The organism is Kitasatospora sp. MY 5-36 (genome assembly GCF_001182915.1).
In the GTDB taxonomy this organism is placed as follows: domain Bacteria; phylum Actinomycetota; class Actinomycetes; order Streptomycetales; family Streptomycetaceae; genus Kitasatospora.
The window spans coordinates 1-18,127 of sequence record NZ_LFVW01000200.1 but is presented as its reverse complement, the minus strand read 5'-3'; the positions used below and the strand labels follow the sequence as shown (position 1 = coordinate 18,127).

The window sequence follows — 18,127 nt, the reverse complement described above, 5'->3', positions numbered from 1 at the left end:
CCGAGGGCGCTAGCCCGACCGCCGCGGCCACCGGCGCGAGCACCGCGCCCACCGCCCCCGCCACCGGCGCCCCGAGCGCCGCGGCCACCCCGCCGAGCGCCGCCGACCTCAGCGCCGCGATGACCCAGGGCACCGTGCCGCCGGAGCTGAGCGCCGCGTTCGCCGCCCTCGACTGCTCCAAGCCCGAGGTCCGCACCGCCCAGACCGGCCCCGACGACAAGGCCGTCGTCGCCTGCTCGCAGAAGCCCGAGAACGGCTACTACGAGAAGCTCGCCCTCGGCCCCGTCGCCGTGAAGGGCTCGGACGTCTCCAAGGCGCAGCCGACCCTCGACACCCAGACGGGTGCCGGCTGGCAGGTCCAGCTGCAGTTCAACGGCAACGGCACCGACGACTTCACCAAGGTCACCGGCCAGCTCGCCACCCAGGCCCCGCCGAACAACCAGTTCGCGATCGTCCTGGACAACCAGGTCGTCTCGCACCCCGAGGTCAAGAACGCGATCCCCGGCGGCAGCGCCGTGATCACCGGCCGCTTCACCCAGGCCGAGGCGCAGGACCTGTCCAACGTGCTCGGCTACGGCGCCCTGCCGCTGGAGTTCGTCAAGAGCGACATCACCACCGTCTCCCCGGCGCTCGGCAGCGACCAGCTCAAGGCCGGCCTGGTGGCCGGCGCGATCGGCATGCTGCTGGTGGTCGCCTACTCGCTGGTCTACTACCGCGGCCTCGGCCTGGTCTCGATCGCCGGTCTGCTCGTCTCGGCGGCCCTGACCTACTCGATCATGAGCCTGCTCGGCAACGCGATCGGCTTCGCGCTGAACCTGCCGGCGGTCTGCGGTGCGATCGTCGCGATCGGCATCACCGCCGACTCCTTCATCGTGTACTTCGAGCGCATCCGCGACGAGGTCCGCGAGGGCGCCCCGCTGCGCCCGGCGGTCCAGCGGGCCTGGCCGCGCGCCCGGCGCACCATCCTGGTCTCGGACTTCGTGTCCTTCCTCTGTGCCGCCGTCCTCTACGTGGTCTCGGTCGGCAAGGTCCAGGGCTTCGCCTTCACCCTGGGTCTGACCACCGCGCTCGACGTCGTGGTGATCTTCCTCTTCACCAAGCCGCTGATCACGCTGCTGGCCCGCCGCAAGTTCTTCCTGAACGGCCACCCGTGGTCCGGCCTGGACCCGAAGCGACTGGGCGCCCGCCCGCCGCTTCGCAGCAGCCGTCGCCGTAACCCCTCCTCTGCCGCCGTGAAGGAGGCCTGACACCGTGTCACGCTTCTCCAACCTGGGCCACCGGCTCTACCAGGGCGAGGTCAGCTTCGACTTCGTCGGTCGCCGCAAGCTCTGGTACTCCATCTCCGGCGTGATCGTGCTGGTCGCGGCGATCGGCCTGGCCATGGGCCTGCACCTGGGCATCGAGTTCAAGGGCGGCTCGGTCTACACCGTGGCCAAGCCCGGCCTGACGGTCTCCCAGGCGCAGGAAACCGCCGACGGGGTCGTCTCCTCGCACCCGCTGGTGCAGTCGACCGACAACGGCAAGATCCGCATCCAGGTCAGCACCGAGGAGCCGAAGAGCTCCGACGAGATCCGCTCCGAGCTCTCCCAGAAGCTCGGCGTGCCGCTGGACACCGTCGAGGCCCAGGTGATCGGCCCCAGCTGGGGCAAGCAGATCTCCCAGAAGGCGCTCACCGGCCTGGTCGTCTTCATGGTCCTGGTGACGGTCTACCTGGCGATCGCCTTCGAGTGGCGGATGGCGCTGGCCGCGCTGGTCGCCCTCATCCACGACCTCCTGATCACCATCGGCGTGTACGCCCTGGTGGGCTTCGAGGTCACCCCGGGTACGGTGATCGGCTTCCTGACGATCCTCGGTTACTCCCTCTACGACACGGTCGTCGTCTTCGACACCGTGAAGGAGAACACCAAGGGGATCACCAAGCAGAACAAGCTCACCTACAGCGAGGCCGCCAACGCGGGCCTCAACCAGACCCTGGTGCGCTCGCTCAACACCACCGTGGTGGCGCTGCTTCCGGTCGCCGCGCTGCTGTTCATCGGCGGCGGCTTCCTGGGCGCCGGCACCCTGAACGACATCTCGCTCGCGCTGTTCATCGGTCTCGCGGCCGGTGCCTACTCCTCGATCTGCGTCGCCACCCCGCTGCTGGCGCAGCTCAAGGAGGAGCAGCCGGAGATGAAGGCGCTGCGCAAGCGGGTCCTCCAGCACCGGGCCTCGGCCGCCGCCAAGGCGGAGGCCGGGGACGCCGTCACGGCGGACGGGGAGCCGGACGACGAGGAGCAGCCTGCGGGTATGGTCGGACAGCGTGGCCGCTCGGCCGGCACCCGTGCCAAGGGCCGTCCGTCCACCAAGCGCTGAACCCGACCACGAACCCGAGGAACCCACCGTGACCACCGCCGACACCGCACTGGCCGAGCTGCTGAACAGCCGGATCCGGGACGTCCCGGACTACCCGAAGCCGGGTGTGCTGTTCAAGGACATCGCGCCGCTGCTCGCCGACGCCGAGGCCTTCGGCGCCCTCACCCGGGCGCTGGCGGACCGGGCCGCGGAGCTCGGTGCGACCAAGGTCGTGGGCCTGGAGGCGCGCGGCTTCGTGCTGGCGGCCCCGGCGGCCTTCGCGGCCGGGCTCGGCTTCGTGCCGATCCGCAAGCAGGGCAAGCTGCCCGGCGAGGTGTTCCGGCGCTCGTACGAGCTGGAGTACGGCTCGGCGACGCTGGAGGTGCAGTGCGACGCCTTCACGCCCGGTGAGCGGGTGCTGGTGGTGGACGACGTGCTGGCCACCGGTGGCACCATCGGCGCCTCGCTGGACCTGGTGAAGGAGGCCGGGGCCGAGCTGGCGGGCGTCGTGGTGCTGATGGAGCTGGGCTTCCTGGACGGCCGCGAGCGGCTGGCCGGGCACCTGGGCGGCGCTCCGCTGGAGACGCTGGTCACGGTCTGAGGGACTCGTCGGGAGGACGGCGGTCGGGACATCCGACCGCCGTCCTTCCGTTTCCTGGCCCGGCCGGATGAACACCCCGGCGCCCGGCTCGGTACCATGAAGATTCATCCCCTCCCGGTTGTCCCGGACCGTTCGGGCCTCGGCAGGGGTCGGCCCCGGTGCCCCGAGGAGTAGTCCTTGCCCGACGAGGTTGTGCCCACGGCCGAAGCGGCCACCCCCGAAAACCGTCCCACGCCCTCGGGGGCCACCCCGGCACGCCCGGCGCCGACCTCCTCGCGTTCGCTCGGCCCCTCCGGCCGCGGTTCCACCGGCGGCATGCGGGCCCGGCTGGCCCGCCTGGGCGGCCAGCGCTCCAGCGTGCTCAACCCCGTCCTGGAACCGCTGTTCCGCTCGATCCGGGCCAACGACCCCAAGGCCGACCCGGCTCTGCTGCGCGACATCGAGAAGGCGTACGCGGTGGCCGAGAAGTGGCACCGCGGGCAGAAGCGCAAGAGCGGCGACCCGTACATCACCCACCCGCTGGCCGTCGCGACGATCCTGGCCGAGCTCGGCATGGACGCCCCGACGCTGATGGCCGGACTGCTGCACGACACCGTCGAGGACACCGACTACGGCCTGGAGACCCTGCGCAAGGACTTCGGCGACTCGGTGGCCCTGCTGGTGGACGGCGTCACCAAGCTGGACCGGGTCAAGTTCGGCGAGGCCGCGCAGGCCGAGACCGTCCGCAAGATGGTCGTGGCGATGGCCAAGGACCCGCGGGTCCTGGTGATCAAGCTGGCCGACCGCCTGCACAACATGCGCACGATGCGCTACCTCAAGCGGGAGAAGCAGGAGAAGAAGGCCCGCGAGACGCTGGAGATCTACGCCCCGCTGGCGCACCGGCTGGGCATGAACACCATCAAGTGGGAGCTGGAGGACCTCGCCTTCGCGATCCTCTACCCCAAGATGTACGACGAGATCGTCCGGCTGGTCGCCGAGCGCGCCCCCAAGCGGGACGAGTACCTGGCGACCGTCATCGACCAGGTCCAGGGGGACCTGCGGGGCGCCCGGATCACCGCCTCCGTCACCGGCCGGCCGAAGCACTACTACTCGGTCTACCAGAAGATGATCGTCCGGGGCCGGGACTTCGCCGAGATCTACGACCTGGTGGGCATCCGGGTCCTGGTCGACACCGTCCGCGACTGCTACGCGGCGCTGGGCACCATCCACGCGCGGTGGAACCCGGTGCCGGGGCGGTTCAAGGATTACATCGCGATGCCCAAGTTCAACATGTACCAGTCGCTGCACACCACGGTGATCGGCCCCGGGGGCAAGCCGGTCGAGCTGCAGATCCGCACCTTCGACATGCACCGGCGGGCCGAGTACGGCATCGCCGCGCACTGGAAGTACAAGCAGCGCGCGGTGGCCGGGGCCTCCAAGGTCCGCACCGACACCCCGACCCAGGTCCGCAAGGACGACAAGGCCGGCGCCGTCAACGAGATGGCCTGGCTGCGGCAGCTGCTGGACTGGCAGAAGGAGACCGCCGACCCGGGCGAGTTCCTGGAGTCGCTCCGCTTCGACCTGGCCAGCAACGAGGTCTTCGTCTTCACCCCCAAGGGCGACGTGATAGCCCTGCCGGCCGGGGCGACCCCGGTCGACTTCGCCTTCGCGGTGCACACCGAGGTCGGCTACCGGACGATAGGCGCCCGGGTCAACGGGCGGCTGGTGCCGCTGGAGTCGACCCTGGAGAACGGCGACACCGTCGAGGTGTTCACCTCCAAGGCGGAGAACGCCGGCCCGTCCCGGGACTGGCTGGGCTTCGTCAAGTCGCCGCGCGCCCGCAACAAGATCCGCGCCTGGTTCTCCAAGGAGCGCCGCGAGGAGGCGATCGAGCACGGCAAGGAGGCGATCGTCCGGGCGATGCGCAAGCAGGGCCTGCCGATCCAGCGGATCCTGACCGGCGACTCGCTGGTCACCCTGGCCCACGAGATGCGCTACCCCGACATCTCCTCGCTCTACGCCGCGATCGGCGAGGGCCACGTCGCCGCGCCGAACATCGTGCAGAAGCTGGTCCAGGCGCTCGGCGGCGAGGAGGGCGCGACCGAGGACCTGGCGGAGACCGCCACCCCGACCCACGACAACCGGCGCGCGGTGCGCCGCCGGGCCAAGGGCGACCCGGGCGTGATCGTCAAGGGCGTCGAGGACGTCTGGGTCAAGCTCTCCCGCTGCTGCACCCCGGTGCCGGGCGACCCGATCGTCGGCTTCGTGACCCGCGGCAACGGCGTCTCGGTGCACCGCGCCGACTGCGTCAACGTGGAGGCGCTGAACCAGCAGCCGGAGCGCATGATCGACGTCGAGTGGGCGGCCACCCAGTCCTCGGTCTTCCTGGTGGCCATCCAGGTCGAGGCGCTGGACCGCTCGCGGCTGCTGTCGGACGTCACCCGGGTGCTCTCCGACCAGCACGTCAACATCCTGTCGGCGGCGGTGCAGACCTCCCGGGACCGGGTGGCGATGAGCCGCTTCACCTTCGAGATGGGCGACCCGAAGCACCTGGGCCACGTGCTCAAGGCGGTGCGTGGCGTCGAGGGCGTGTACGACGTCTACCGCGTCACCTCCGCCCGCAAGTAGCGGCGGCCCCCGCCGGCAGCACGGCGGGGGAACGCGGAAGGCCCCCGGGAACGGTCCCGGGGGCCTTCGCCGTCCAGCGTGCCGGGGCGATCAGCCGCTGAACTCCTCCTGGCTCTTGTGCGCCTGGTCCAGCAGGGTCCGCACGCCGTCCAGCTCGGACTCCAGCTTGGCGATCCTGGAGGCGTTGCCGGCCGCGCGGGCCTTGTCCAGGTCGGCCTGGATCTTGTCGGCCTTCGCCTGGAACAGGCCCACCATGCCGGCCGCGCGGGCCTTGGCCTCCGGGTTGGAGCGCGACCACTCGGCCTCCTCGGCCTCGCGGATCGCCCGCTCGACCGCGTTCAGCCGGCCGTCCAGCTTCGGACGGACCTCGCGCGGCACGTGCCCGATCGCCTCCCAGCGCTCGTTGACCTCGCGCAGCGCGGCCTTGGCGGCCTTGAGGTCGGTGATCGGCAGGATCGTCTCGGCCTCGGCGGCCAGCGCCTCCTTGAGCTTCTGGTTCTCCACCTGCTCGGCGTCCCGCTCGCTGAACACCGCGGAGCGGGCCTGGAAGAAGACGTCCTGGGCGCCGCGGAACCGCGCCCACAGCTCGTCCTCGATGTCCCGCTGGGCCCGGCCGGCGGCCTTCCAGCGCGCCATCAGGTCGCGGTAGGCGGCCGCGGTGCTGCCCCAGTCCGTGGACGAGGACAGCGCCTCGGCCTCGGACACCAGCGCCTCCTTGGTCTGCCGGGCCTTCTCGCGCTCGGCGTCCAGGGTGGCGAAGTGCGCCTTGCGGTGCTTGGAGAAGACCGAGCGGGCGTGCGAGAAGCGGTGCCACAGCTCGTCGTCGCTCTTGCGGTCCAGCCGCGGCAGGCCCTTCCAGGTGTCCACCAGGGCGCGCAGCCGGTCCCCGGCCTCCCGCCACTGGGTGGACTCGGCGAGCTGCTCGGCCTCGGTGACCAGGGCCTCCTTGGCCGCACGGGCCTCGTCCTGGGCCTTGGCGCGGGCGGCCTTGCGCTCCTCGCGCCGGCTCTCGATCTCGCCGGTGAGCGTGTCCAGCCGCTTGGCCAGACCCTCCAGGTCGCCGACCGCGTGCCCCTCGACCACCTGGGCGCGCAGGTGCTCCAGCGCGGCCAGGGCGTCCTTGGCGGCCAGGTCGGTGGTCCGCACCCGCTTCTCCAGCAGGCCGATCTCCACCTCGATGCCCTGGTACTTGCGCTCGAAGTAGGCGAGGGCCTCCTCGGGCGAGCCGGCCTGCCAGGAACCGACGACTCGTTCGCCGTCGGCCGTCCTGACGTAGACCGTGCCCTGCTCGTCCACACGGCCCCACGGGTCGCTGCTCATAGCGCGTCCTCCACATGACGTCGCGCCCGCGCCGGGGCGGCGCGCGTCCGTCGTCCACAGTTGATGTGCGACGGACCGAAAGAGTCCGCCGTCCCCGTCCGCCGTGCCTTGCTGCCGAGGGTGACGGCTAGGCGGGTCCGGGCACCCTATACAACGCCAACATAGGCGACCAGGCCCGGTGCTGTCCGCATCCGGGCCGGGCGATTTCGGTCCGGGGCCGTGCGGGGGCGGCGCGCAGGCCACCCGCCGACGACCCCGGAGTCGGTCAACCCTTCGCCACCGTAACGGAGTTGAAGGTGACGTCGGCCATCGGGTGGCCGTCCGACGAGCCCTCCAGGGTGCCCGCGGCGGCGATCTTCTGCACCACGTCCAGGCCGCCGGTGACCTTGCCGAAGGGGGTGTAGTTCGGGGGCAGCTTGGTGTCCTTGTAGACCAGGAAGAACTGGCTGCCGTTGGTGCCCGGACCGGAGTTGGCCATCGCCACGGTGCCGGCCGGGTAGGTCGCGCCGGTCAGGTTCTCGTCCGCGAACTTGTAGCCGGGGCCGCCGCTGCCGCCCGGGACGGTCGCGCTGGCGGTCGGGTCGCCGCACTGCAGCACGAAGATGCCGTCGGTGGTGAGGCGGTGGCACTTGGTGTGGTCGAAGTACTGCTCACCGGCCAGGAAGGCGAAGGAGTTCACGGTGTGCGGGGCCTTCGCCGCGTCCAGCGCGATCGTCACCTTGCCGCAGTTGCTGTCCAGCGTCATGGCGTACGAGCCGCCCGCGTCGATCGTCATGGCCGGCTCGGCCTGCCACTGCTTGCCGTTGGGCGCGCCCGGCGCCGGGGCGGCGCAGCCCTCGACCGGCTTGCGGGTCGGGGCGGACGGCTCCTCGGTACCGGTCGGCGCGGCCTGGGCGCTGTTCGAGGCCTTCTTGTCGCCCTTGTCGTCCGAGCTGAACGCGCCGGTGGCGATCAGGGTGCCACCGCCGGCCAGGACCACGACGGCGAGCGAGGCGCCCAGGATCGTGTTGCGCCGCCTGCGCGCGGCCTGGGCCTCGACCCGGCGCTCCAACTGGCGCTCGTACTTCTCTCGGGCGAGCTGCCGCCGCCGCTGTTCGCTGCTGACCACCGGCCGTGTCTCCTACGGATGTGCGGGAAAAGTGGATGGATTCCGGAGCGGATCATCGCATCCCTCGGCGGCCAAGTGTAGGGACCGGGCCTGTAAGAACCCGGTGAACCTGCCGGGCCGCGGCGCCCCGCCGCCCGTATCTGGTTCGCAACCGGACCCGCGGCGCCGGTAGGCTGCACCTGAATCACCACTGGTGGCATCACCACTGGCAGCCGCCGCAGCCGACCGCCACACACCCGAAGGACGCGCGTGTTCATCGCCGGATTCCCCGCTGGAGCCTGGGGCACCAACTGCTACCTGGTCGCTCCGGCGGCCGGCGAGGAGTGCGTCATCGTCGATCCCGGCCACCAGGCGGCCCGCGGCGTCGAGGAGATGGTCCGCGAGCACCGGCTGAAGCCCGTCGCCGTGCTGCTCACCCACGGCCACATCGACCACGTGGCCTCGGTGGTCCCGGTCTGCGGCGCCCGCGGCGTCCCGGCCTGGATCCACCCCGAGGACCGGTACATGATGTCCGACCCGGAGAAGGCGCTCGGCCGCTCCCTGGGCACCCAGCTGATGGGCGAGCTCACCGTCGGCGAGCCCGACGACGTGCGCGAGCTCACCGACGGCGGCGTGCTGGAGCTGGCCGGCCTGAAGCTCACCGTGGACCACGCCCCGGGCCATACCGGGGGGTCGGTGACCTTCCGGACGCCCGGTGCCGAGGACCTCCCCCCGGTGCTGTTCTCGGGCGACCTGCTGTTCGCCGGCTCCATCGGGCGTACCGACCTCCCGGGCGGGGACAGCGAGGCGATCATGAACTCGCTGGCCCGGGTGTGCCTGCCCCTCGACGACTCCACCGTGGTCCTCTCCGGCCACGGCGGTCAGACCACCATCGGCCGCGAGCGCGCCACCAACCCCTACCTCCGACAGGCAGCAGGGGCGGCAGGCGCCCCGGCTTTCCCGCGACGAGGAATGTGACGGAAGAGAAGTTGAGCACCTTCACCGCCCCCAAGGGCACCTACGACCTGCTGCCCCCCAGCTCCGCGACCTTCCTGGCGATCCGCGAGCGCATCGCCGCGCCCGCCCGCCGGGCCGGTTACGGCTACGTCGAGACCCCGGTCTTCGAGGACGTGAAGCTGTTCTCCCGCGGTGTCGGCGAGTCCACCGACATCGTCTCCAAGGAGATGTACACCCTCACCACCAAGGGCGGCGACGAGCTCGCGCTGCGCCCCGAGGGCACCGCCTCGGTGCTGCGCGCCGCGCTCCAGGCCAACCTCCACAAGCAGGGCAACCTGCCGGTCAAGCTCTGGTACTCGGGCTCGTACTACCGCTACGAGCGCGCCCAGAAGGGCCGCTACCGCCAGTTCTCCCAGGTCGGCGCCGAGGCGATCGGGGCCGAGGACCCGGCGCTGGACGCCGAGCTGATCATCCTGGCCGACGACGCCTTCCGCTCGCTGGGGCTGAGCGACTACTCGCTGCTGCTCAACAGCCTCGGCGACAAGCAGTGCCGCCCGGTCTACCGTGCCGCGCTGATCGACTTCCTCTCCGGCCTGGACCTGGACGAGGAGACCCGCCGCCGCGCCGAGATCAACCCGCTGCGCGTCCTCGACGACAAGCGCGAGTCGGTGCAGGCCCAGCTGGTCGGCGCCCCGATGCTGCGCGACTACCTGTGCGAGGCCTGCAAGGCGTACGACGAGAAGGTCCGCGAGCTGCTCACCGCGGCGGGCGTGGCCTTCGTGGACGACCCCAAGCTGGTGCGCGGCCTGGACTACTACACCCGCACCACCTTCGAGTTCGTGCACAACGGCCTCGGCGCCCAGTCCGCGATCGGCGGCGGCGGCCGCTACGACGGCCTGTCCGAGATGATCGGCGGCCCGGCGCTGCCGTCCGTCGGCTGGGCGCTCGGCGTGGACCGCACCTACCTCGCACTGGAGGCCGAGGGCGTCGCCCTCGACCTGCCGGCGGCCACCTCCGTCTACGCCGTCGCGCTCGGCGAGGAGGCCAAGAACACCCTGTTCGCCAAGGTGGTCGAGCTGCGCCGGGCCGGCGTGGCCACCGACCTCGCCTTCGGCGTCAAGAGCATCAAGAACGCCATGAAGTCCGCCGACCGGTCCGGCGCCCGCTTCGCCCTGATCGCCGGGGACCGGGACCTCGCCGAGGGCGTCGTCCAGCTCAAGGACATGAGCACCGGCGAGCAGACCCCCGTCGCCCTCGACGCACTCGTCACCACCCTGAAGGAGAAGCAGCTGTGATCCGCACGCACGACGCGGGCACGCTCCGCCCGGAGCACGCAGGCACCACCGTCACCCTGGCCGGCTGGGTCGCCCGCCGCCGCGACCACGGCGGCGTCGCCTTCATCGACCTGCGCGACGCCTCCGGCACCGTGCAGATCGTGGTCCGCGACCTCGACTCGGTACACGGCCTGCGCGCCGAGTACTGCGTCAAGGTCGTCGGCGACGTCCGGGTCCGCCCCGAGGGCAACGAGAACCCCGACATCCCGACCGGCGCCGTCGAGGTCGTCGTCAGCGCGATCGAGGTGCTCTCCGAGGCCGCCCCGCTGCCCTTCCCGGTCGCCGAGTACGAGCCGGGCACGGTCAACGAGGAGGTCCGGCTGCGCTACCGCTACCTGGACCTGCGCCGCGAGGGCCCGGCCAAGGGCCTGCGCCTGCGCTCCAAGGTCAACAACATCATCCGCCGGGTGATGGAGGAGAACGACTACCTCGACATCGAGACGCCGTACCTCACCCGCTCCACCCCCGAGGGCGCCCGCGACTTCCTCGTCCCGGTCCGCCTCCAGCCCGGCCACTGGTACGCCCTGCCGCAGTCGCCCCAGCTGTTCAAGCAGCTGCTGATGGTGGCCGGCATGGAGCGCTACTACCAGATCGCCCGCTGCTTCCGCGACGAGGACTTCCGCGCCGACCGGCAGCCGGAGTTCACCCAGCTGGACATCGAGGCCTCGTTCGTCGACCAGGAGGACGTCCTGGCCCTCGGCGAGAAGATCGTCGGCTCCATCTGGCGCGAGGTGCACGGGTACGAGATCCCGAACCCGCTGCCCCGGATGACCTACGCGGACGCCATGGGCCGCTACGGCTCGGACAAGCCGGACGTCCGCTTCGGCCAGGAACTCACCGACCTGACCGAGTACTTCAAGGGCACCGAGTTCCGCGTCTTCCAGGCCCCGTACGTCGGTGCCGTGGTCATGCCCGGCGGCGCCTCGCAGCCGCGCAAGCAGCTGGACGCCTGGCAGGACTGGGCCAAGGCGCGCGGCGCCAAGGGCCTGGCCTACGTGCTCATCGACGCCGAGACCGGCGAGCTGCGCGGCCCGGTCGCCAAGAACCTCTCCGCGGAGCACCTGGCCGGCCTCGCCGCCGCCGCGGGCGCCAAGAACGGCGACGCGGTCTTCTTCGCGGCCGGCAAGGAGCGCGCCTCCCAGGAGCTGCTCGGCGCCGCCCGTCTGGAGATCGGCCGCCGCTGCGAGCTGATCGACGAGTCCCAGTGGGCCTTCCTCTGGGTCGTCGACTTCCCGATGTTCGAGCCGATCGAGGACGACAAGGGCCAGTTCCAGGGCTGGCACGCGGTGCACCACCCGTTCACCGCCCCGACCGCGGAGTCGCTGGCCACCTTCGACACCGACCCGGGCTCGGCGCTCTCCAACGCCTACGACCTGGTCCTCAACGGCTCGGAGCTGGGCGGCGGTTCGATCCGTATCCACCAGCGCGACGTGCAGAAGCGGGCGTTCGACGCGATCGGCCTCTCCGAGGAGGAGGCGGCCTCGCAGTTCGGCTTCCTGCTGGACGCCTTCAACTACGGCCCGCCGCCGCACGGCGGTGTCGCCTTCGGCCTGGACCGCATCGTCACCCTGCTGGGCGGGTACGACACCATCCGGGACGTCATCGCCTTCCCGAAGACGTCCACCGGCGGCGACCCGCTGACCGGCGCCCCGACCCCGATCACCCCGGCGCAGCGCCGCGAGGCCGGCGTGGACGCCAAGCCGAAGGTCCGCGAGGACGCCAAGGGCGAGGCCCAGCCCCAGTCCTGACACCGCGTCATCCGCTAACCTGCAACGGCCCCGGACGGCTCACCCGCCGTCCGGGGCCGGTCCACAACGGTGTGTGACACAGGGAGGGTTGACTCTTGCAGGTGACCACAAGAATCGAATGTCCGGAGGACGCCCCGGCGACCAGACGCGTCCACATGGCCGCGTTCCCCGGCCCGGACGAGGCGGACCTGGTGGACGCGCTGCGCCGCGACCCCGCCTGGCTGCCCGGGCTGTCCGTGGTGGCGGTCGACGGGACCGGGCTGGTGATCGGCCACGCGCTGCTCACCCGGCTGCTCGTCGGCGACGGCAAGGCGCTGGCGCTCGGGCCGGTCGCGGTGGCGCCCGAGTGGCAGCGCCGGGGCGTCGGCGAGCTGGTCGTCCGGGCCGCGCTGGCGGCGGCCGAGGACGCGGGCGAGAAGCTCGTGGTCGTCCTCGGCGACCCGGAGTACTACGCGCGGTTCGGCTTCGCGCCGGCCGGGCGGCACGAGGTCACCGGCCCGTTCGAGGTGCCGGAGGCGTACTTCCAGGTGCTGCCGCTGCCGTCGTACGACGGCACCCCGCGCGGGCTCTGCCGCTACCCCGAGCCCTTCGTCGCCGTCTGACCTCTCCCGGCACCTCTCCCCAGGGCCGGTCCACGAGACCGGCCCCGGTCGCCAAGGCCCCCCGCCGACCTGCGGAACCGGCCGTGGGCGCCTACGGTGAGTGCTGATCAGCATTCAGCCGGACGGAGGAACCGAGGGTGGCCGAGCAGCAGCGGACCGGGAAACCGGAGCGACTGGCCAGGAAGCCGTACGAGCGGGAGCTGCTGCGCCTCCAGGAGGAGCTGGTGAAGCTCCAGGAGTGGGTGCGCGTCGAGGGCGCCCGGCTGGTGGTGGTCTTCGAGGGGCGCGACGCCGCGGGCAAGGGCGGGGCGATCAAGCGGGTGACGGAGTACCTCAACCCCCGCATCGCCCGGGTCGCGGCGCTGCCCACACCGACCGAGCGGCAGAAGACCCAGTGGTACTTCCAGCGGTACGTCGAGCACCTGCCGGCCGCCGGGGAGATCGTCCTGTTCGACCGCAGCTGGTACAACCGCGCGGGCGTCGAGCGGGTGATGGGCTTCTGCACCGACGAGGAGTACTGGCAGTTCCTGCACCAGTGCCCGACCTTCGAGCGGATGCTCACCGAGTCGGGCGTCCTGCTGCGCAAGTACTGGTTCTCGGTGAGCGACACCGAGCAGCAGCGGCGCTTCCGGGACCGGCTGGAGGACCCGATGAAGCGCTGGAAGCTCTCCCCGATGGACGTCGAGTCGATCACTCGCTGGGAGGACTACTCGCGGGCCAAGGACGAGATGTTCATCCACACCGACACCCCGGACTCGCCCTGGCACGTGGTGGAGAGCGACGACAAGCGCCGGGCCCGGATCAACATGATCGCCCACCTGCTGTCCACCGTGCCGTACCACGAGATCAGGGAGCCGCGGGTGCAGCTGCCGCCCCGCCCCGCCTCGCGCGGCTACGAGCGGCCCCCGCGGGACCTCCAGAAGTACGTCCCGGACCACGCCGCCGGGCTGGAGTAGGACGGGCCCCGCGCAGCTCTTGGCGGGCTGTCCGAGCCCTCGCATAGGCTTCCGGTGTGGACGAACCGGACCTCTTCACCGCCGCCGCCGAGGAACGCCAGACCAGGGAGCCCGGCCGGGCGCCCCTGGCCGTACGGATGCGTCCGCGCACCCTGGACGAGGTGGCCGGGCAGCGGCAGCTGCTGAAGCCCGGCTCGCCGCTGCGCCGCCTGGTCGGGAGCTCGCGCGGCCCGGCGGCGACCAGCTCGGTGATCCTCTGGGGCCCTCCCGGCACCGGCAAGACCACCCTGGCGCACGTGATCAGCCAGGCGGTCGAGGGCCGCTTCGTGGAGCTGTCCGCGATCACCGCCGGGGTCAAGGAGGTCCGGGCGGTGATCGACGGTGCCCGGCGGGCGGTCGGGATGTCCGGCCGGGAGACGGTGCTCTTCCTGGACGAGATCCACCGCTTCTCCAAGGCCCAGCAGGACTCGCTGCTGCCCGCCGTGGAGAACCGCTGGGTCACCCTGATCGCGGCGACGACCGAGAACCCGTACTTCTCGGTGATCTCCCCGCTGCTGTCCCGCTCGCTGCTGCTCACCCTGGAGTCGCTGACCGACGAGGACATCCGGGCGCTGCTGCGCCGCGCGGTGGCCGACGAGCGCGGGCTGGAGGGCGCGCTGGAGCTGACCGCGGAGGCCGAGGACCACCTGGTGCGCCTGGCCGGCGGGGACGCCCGGCGGGCGCTCACCACGCTGGAGGCGGCGGCCGGGGCGGCGCTGGAGAAGGGCGAGCCGAGCATCACGCTGGCCACCACCGAGACGGCGGTCAACCAGGCGGCGGTGCGCTACGACAAGGACGGCGACCAGCACTACGACGTGGCGAGCGCGCTGATCAAGTCGATCCGCGGCAGCGACGTGGACGCCACCCTGCACTACCTGGCCCGGATGATCGAGGCGGGGGAGGACCCGCGGTTCATCGCCCGCCGGCTGATGATCTCGGCCAGCGAGGACGTCGGCCTGGCCGACCCGACGGCCCTGCAGACGGCGGTGGCGGCGGCCCAGGCGGTGGCGCTGATCGGCTTCCCGGAGGCCCGGATCATCCTCTCCCAGGCGGCCATCGCGCTGGCCCTGGCGCCCAAGTCCAACGCCGCCTACCTGGCGATCGACGCGGCGCTGGCGGACGTCCGGCAGGGCCTGGCGGGCGCCGTCCCGTCCCACCTGCGGGACGCGCACTACGGCGGCGCGGGCAAGCTCGGCCACGGCAAGGGCTACCGCTACCCGCACGACCTGCCGGAGGGCATCGCCGCCCAGCAGTACGCGCCGGACGCGGTGCACGGCCGGGAGTACTACCAGCCGACCAGGCGCGGCGGCGAGGCGCGGTACGCGGAGGTCGTGGAGTGGACGCGCGGGCGGCTGCGCGGGGAGCGCAGGGTGGAGAAGAAGGCCGAGCAGAAGCCCGAGCAGAAGCCGCGGAAGGCGGCGGCGGGGGCCGAGGAGCAGCCCGGGGAAAAGGGCGAGTGATCCACCGGTATACTCGATCGGAGTGCCATGTCCCGGGACGGCGGCGGGGGAGACCCCACCGACCGGCCGCACCAGCGGGACACCGGCCGTAGGCCCCCTCGAGGGGCCCGCACCAGGAGCGTCGCGCACCGTTTCGGTGTCGCGGACGGGCCCGGATTCCGGGCCGGTCCGTGTGACCAGCACTTCCGTGCCCGGCTCCGGAGAGCGGCTGACCGCATCGCCTCGGCGATGGGTTGTCTCCGGGTCGCGAGATGCGACCTCCGTCAACACCTGGTGAAGCCGTATTCGTAAGCAAGGAAGGTTTGGTTCATGGCGAACCAGAAGCGTCCCAAGGTCAAGATCGCGCGTGCGCTCGGCGTGCCGCTGACCCCGAAGTCCGTCAAGTACTTCGAGGCCCGCCCGTACCCGCCCGGCCAGCACGGCCGTGGCCGCAAGCAGAACTCGGACTACAAGGTCCGTCTGCTCGAGAAGCAGCGTCTGCGCGCCCAGTACGACCTGAGCGAGAAGCAGATGGCGCGCGCGTTCGACCGCGCGAAGAAGGCCGAGGGCAAGACCGGTGAGGCGCTCGTCGCCGACCTGGAGACCCGTCTGGACTCCCTGGTCCTGCGTTCGGGCATCGCCCGCACCATCTACCAGGCCCGCCAGATGGTCGTCCACGGCCACATCGAGGTCAACGGCGGCAAGGTCAACAAGCCGTCGTTCCAGATGAAGCCGGGCTTCGTGGTCACCGTCCGCGAGCGCTCCAAGGAGAAGGTCCCCTTCCAGGTCGCCCGTGAGGGTGGCTACGCGGGTGAGGGCCAGACCCCGAAGTACCTCGAGGTCAACCTGAAGGCCCTGGCCTTCCGCCTGGACCGTGCGCCGCAGCGCAAGGAGGTCCCGGTGATCTGTGACGAGCAGCTGGTCGTCGAGTACTACTCGCGCTGACCCGGTTCCGCTCTTCGCGACACCACGAGCGAGCCCCCGCCGCCTTTCGAGGCGACGGGGGCTCGCCCCTTTTCCGCTGTTCCCGCTGTTCCTCCCGCTGCCGTCAGATGCTCTCGCCGGCCATCGCGGCGGCCAGCCGCAGGTGCGGGCGGGCCTCCTCGGCGCGGCCCTGGCGCTCCAGGGTGCGGCCGAGCATCAGCCGGGCGTAGTCCTCGGCCGGGTCGGCCTCCAGGATCCGCAGCAGCTCGGCCTCGGCGCGCCGCAGCTGGGCCGAGTGGAAGTAGCTGCGGGCCAGCAGCATCCGGACCGAGAGGTTGGTCGGCTCCTCGGCCAGGACGCCTTCGAGCATGCGGGCCGCGTCGGTGTACGCCTTGGAATCGAAGTAGAACTTCGCCATGCGGTACTCGTTGGCGGCGTTGTGGACGGCCATGGTGCTCCTTCCGAGCAGTTCCTTGCCTCCTCAAGCAATCGGCAAGTTTCAACTATTCCGCACCGCCGAGGGCGCCGGCGTGGGCGGCACCGCGCGGGGATCCGGCACCGGCTCCGCGCCCTCCGCCGCGCCCCCGCCGCCGAGCGCCCGGGCGACCGCCGCGTCCAGGTCCAGCAGGGTGCCGGCCTCGTAGCACTCCTCGTACTCCTGGGCGCTCAGCCCGGCCAGGGCCCGCTCCGCGCATTCCTGGTGCGGGCCGAAGAAGTTCCGCGAGCCCAGGAACGGGTTGCCGACCGCGCGCCAGATCCGGTGCGCGGCCCCCTGCAGCACCCGGGCCTCGCGCAGGTCGCCCGGCTCGCCCGGGCGGCTCGGCTCGGTCTCCAGCAGCGCCAGCAGGTCGATGCCCAGCACGATGCCGAGCAGGTCGCGGAAGAGGTGGTTCAGCCGCACGCACTCCCGGGCCAGCATCCGGGCGGGCTGGACCGCGCCGTCCAGCCAGTGCGAGTACGCCATCGCGTAGAGCACGTACCCGTAGGCCCACTGCTCGCCGTGCTCCTCGCACAGCTCGCGGGCCTGGCCGAACCAGAGCTCGCCGCTGTCCAGGTCGCCCTGGAACAGGTAGGCCAGGCCCAGCTCCAGCATGGCCATCACCACGTTGCTGTTGAGCTCGCCGATGGTCCGGTAGTGCCAGAGCGCCTCCTCGAACAGCTCGGCGGCCCGGTCGGGGTCGTCGCCGACCAGGGCGACGCAGCCCTGGCGGTGGACGGCGTGGGCCAGGGCCCGGTCGTCGCCGGTGTTCAGGGCCTGGCGGCGGCACTCCTCCAGCGCCGGGCGGGCGAAGCCGAGGTCGCCCTGGAGGGTGGCCGTGTAGCCGGTCACCCAGAGCGCCTTGGCCCGGGCCTCGGTGGGCTCGCGGTCCAGGGCGAGCGCCCGGTCCAGCCAGTGCCGCCCCTCGCCGAGGTGGCCGCAGCCGATCCAGTAGAACCAGAGGGTGCCGGCCAGCAGCAGGGCGATCTGCTCCTCGCCGGGCTCGGCGAGGCAGAACTCCAGCGCCGCGCGGAGGTTGCCGTGGGCCAGCTGGGTGCGCTCGGCGGTCTCCGCCTGCCGGGGGCCGAACCACTCGACCTCGCCCCAGGTGGCGACGCCCAGGTACCAGTCCCGGTGGCGGCGCAGCAGCCGCGGCTCCTCGCCTGCGGCCCGCAGCCACTGGCCGCCGTACTCGCGCAGGGTGTCCAGCAGCCGGAAGCGCACGCCGAAGGCGCTGTCCTCGCGCAGCACCACGGACTTGGCGACCAGCTCGTCGAGCAGGTCGAGCACCTCTTCGGCCTCGATGCCCTCGCCGGCGCAGACGTACTCGGCGGCCTCCAGGTCGAAACCGCCGGCGAAGACCGACAGGCGGGCCCAGAGTAAACGTTCCTGCACGGTGCAGAGCTCATGGCTCCAGCCGATCGTCGTGCGCAGCGCCCGGTGCCGGGGCAGGGCCGTCCGGGAGCCGCCGGTGAGCAGCCGGAAGCGGTCGTCCAGCCGGGCGGTGACCTGCTCCACCGACAGCGCGCGCAGCCGGCCGGCGGCCAGCTCCACGGCCAGCGGGATGCCGTCCAGCCGGCGGCAGAGCAGCGCGACCGCCTCCGCGTTGTCCTCCGTCACCTCGAAGGACGGCAGCACCGCCCGGGCCCGGTCGGCGAACAGCCGCACCGCGTCCGGCAGCGCGCCCGACCGCGCCGGGCCGGC

Annotated in this window: 15 protein-coding genes; 11 read left to right on the top strand and 4 right to left on the bottom strand. The window is 71.9% G+C overall.

Annotated features, from left to right (window positions below; all coding sequences use genetic code 11):
• The 4 genes from secD to AE652_RS14780 all read left to right on the top strand — a co-directional run.
• Nucleotides 1–1,247: protein translocase subunit SecD (gene secD, locus AE652_RS14795; protein WP_049651824.1), on the top strand; the 1,247-nt coding region annotated here is incomplete at its 5' end.
• Between the two features lie 4 nt (nt 1,248–1,251).
• Complete coding sequence (gene secF, locus AE652_RS14790; RefSeq protein ID WP_049651823.1) at nt 1,252–2,352, top strand: protein translocase subunit SecF; 1,101 nt, start codon at nt 1,252–1,254, stop codon at nt 2,350–2,352.
• Between the two features lie 28 nt (nt 2,353–2,380).
• Nucleotides 2,381–2,932, top strand: a complete 552-nt coding sequence (locus AE652_RS14785) for an adenine phosphoribosyltransferase (protein WP_049651822.1) — start codon at nt 2,381–2,383, stop codon at nt 2,930–2,932.
• A 177-nt stretch (nt 2,933–3,109) separates the two neighbouring features.
• Nucleotides 3,110–5,539 carry a bifunctional (p)ppGpp synthetase/guanosine-3',5'-bis(diphosphate) 3'-pyrophosphohydrolase gene (locus AE652_RS14780; RefSeq protein ID WP_181970527.1) on the top strand — a complete coding sequence of 810 codons (2,430 nt, stop codon included), beginning with the start codon at nt 3,110–3,112 and terminating at the stop codon, nt 5,537–5,539.
• Between the two features lie 90 nt (nt 5,540–5,629).
• Here AE652_RS14780 and AE652_RS14775 read toward each other — a convergent pair whose 3' ends face one another.
• Nucleotides 5,630–6,859, bottom strand: a complete 1,230-nt coding sequence (locus tag AE652_RS14775) for a DUF349 domain-containing protein (RefSeq protein WP_049651821.1) — start codon at nt 6,857–6,859, stop codon at nt 5,630–5,632.
• A 265-nt stretch (nt 6,860–7,124) separates the two neighbouring features.
• Nucleotides 7,125–7,967 carry a peptidylprolyl isomerase gene (locus tag AE652_RS14770; RefSeq protein WP_049651820.1) on the bottom strand — a complete coding sequence of 281 codons (843 nt, stop codon included), beginning with the start codon at nt 7,965–7,967 and terminating at the stop codon, nt 7,125–7,127.
• 249 nt (nt 7,968–8,216) lie between these two features.
• Between AE652_RS14770 and AE652_RS14765 the strand changes: the two genes are divergently transcribed.
• From AE652_RS14765 to rpsD, 7 genes are all read left to right on the top strand, one after another.
• On the top strand, nt 8,217–8,924 hold the full coding sequence (locus AE652_RS14765; RefSeq protein ID WP_049651819.1) for an MBL fold metallo-hydrolase: 708 nt from the start codon (nt 8,217–8,219) through the stop codon (nt 8,922–8,924).
• Between the two features lie 11 nt (nt 8,925–8,935).
• Nucleotides 8,936–10,198 carry a histidine--tRNA ligase gene (gene hisS / locus AE652_RS14760; RefSeq protein ID WP_049651818.1) on the top strand — a complete coding sequence of 421 codons (1,263 nt, stop codon included), beginning with the start codon at nt 8,936–8,938 and terminating at the stop codon, nt 10,196–10,198.
• Complete coding sequence (gene aspS / locus AE652_RS14755) at nt 10,195–11,985, top strand: aspartate--tRNA ligase (protein ID WP_049651817.1); 1,791 nt, start codon at nt 10,195–10,197, stop codon at nt 11,983–11,985. The genes hisS and aspS overlap by 4 nt, the downstream gene beginning before the upstream one ends.
• A gap of 155 nt (nt 11,986–12,140) precedes the next feature.
• The gene (locus tag AE652_RS14750; protein ID WP_079272098.1) at nt 12,141–12,587 is read left to right on the top strand and encodes a GNAT family N-acetyltransferase; all 447 of its coding nucleotides are present in this window, start codon (nt 12,141–12,143) and stop codon (nt 12,585–12,587) included.
• Between the two features lie 137 nt (nt 12,588–12,724).
• The gene (gene ppk2 / locus AE652_RS14745; RefSeq protein ID WP_049651815.1) at nt 12,725–13,543 is read left to right on the top strand and encodes a polyphosphate kinase 2; all 819 of its coding nucleotides are present in this window, start codon (nt 12,725–12,727) and stop codon (nt 13,541–13,543) included.
• A gap of 56 nt (nt 13,544–13,599) precedes the next feature.
• Nucleotides 13,600–15,042, top strand: a complete 1,443-nt coding sequence (locus AE652_RS14740; RefSeq protein ID WP_234348384.1) for a replication-associated recombination protein A — start codon at nt 13,600–13,602, stop codon at nt 15,040–15,042.
• A gap of 309 nt (nt 15,043–15,351) precedes the next feature.
• The gene (rpsD, locus tag AE652_RS14735) at nt 15,352–15,966 is read left to right on the top strand and encodes a 30S ribosomal protein S4 (RefSeq protein WP_030240707.1); all 615 of its coding nucleotides are present in this window, start codon (nt 15,352–15,354) and stop codon (nt 15,964–15,966) included.
• A gap of 103 nt (nt 15,967–16,069) precedes the next feature.
• Here rpsD and AE652_RS14730 read toward each other — a convergent pair whose 3' ends face one another.
• Together AE652_RS14730 and AE652_RS14725 are read right to left on the bottom strand one after the other, a co-directional pair.
• Nucleotides 16,070–16,396, bottom strand: coding sequence for a tetratricopeptide repeat protein (locus AE652_RS14730; RefSeq protein ID WP_049651814.1), 327 nt, complete (start codon nt 16,394–16,396; stop codon nt 16,070–16,072).
• A 48-nt stretch (nt 16,397–16,444) separates the two neighbouring features.
• A partial coding sequence (locus AE652_RS14725) for a hypothetical protein (RefSeq protein ID WP_049651813.1) occupies nt 16,445–18,127 on the bottom strand: 1,683 nt, incomplete at its 5' end.